This window comes from Mycobacterium sp. NGS49 (assembly GCF_059812565.1).
Map to the genome: position 1 here is coordinate 1 of NZ_JCALCX010000104.1, position 780 is coordinate 780.

At 62.4% G+C, this 780-nt stretch carries 1 protein-coding gene and 1 pseudogene; both read right to left on the minus strand.

Annotated features, from left to right (window positions below):
* Nucleotide 1 precedes the first annotated feature (1 nt).
* Nucleotides 2–460 (minus strand): DUF4189 domain-containing protein, encoded by a 459-nt coding sequence (locus AC5Y7D_RS30875; RefSeq protein WP_499929985.1) that lies wholly within the window; start codon nt 458–460, stop codon nt 2–4.
* A gap of 84 nt (nt 461–544) precedes the next feature.
* Nucleotides 545–780, minus strand: a pseudogene (locus AC5Y7D_RS30880) (hypothetical protein); the annotation flags it as partial.

Here is a 780-nt window from a genome sequence, read left to right on the forward strand (position 1 = left end):
CTCAGTTGCATACCCAGCTCACGACCGTCCCACCGCCAAGCCTGTTCAGGGCGTCGGATTCCGCCGCTGCACGTGACAAGCCTGTTCCGCCCCGGTAATTCACGCCGTCGGAAGCGACCGCGCCACACAGATTGAAGCTGATGACGACGCGGCAGTCCTTGTCGTTGCAGCGGTCCACCGCGACCTGTTGCGCTTGTGTTTTGGTGGGGTAACCCTGCGCTGTACCCCAAGCGCCGCTCGGGGCATAGGCGATCGCACCGTAGCGCATCACGTGCGGCACGGGCATTTCCGGAATCATGCCCATCTCGGACATCGCAGCGTTGTCGAGATTGGCGCTTACCTGCGGAACCAGCGGAAGCGCTATGGCCATCAGCCCTGCTGCGGCACCTACGCTCGCGACTGCTAACGCGACTCGATGACCTCTCTTAGGTGTCATTGTCTTGATTCCCTTCTTGTTCATCTTGGTTATGGTGATCTGGGCCAGTTTCGGGTGACGAAATTTCGGCTGAGGCCAAACAGCTGGAGCGCCAGTCCTTCTGGCGGCTTAGGGATGGTGCGGGTTTGGTGCCGGTGACGGCATCGTCGTTTGCCGTGGCTCGTTCGACGTCCCGGGACCCATCATCCCGGGTCCCATACCTCCGCCCGATCCCATCATCGGGCAGCTGCTCGCACCGCCGCCGCCGGATGTCTGCTGCCCGGTGCTCGGGCCATTGGTGGCGCGGGCCAAGAAGAACCCCGCAAAAAACAGCAGGGCTACGATGAAAACGACACCGGCGGCAG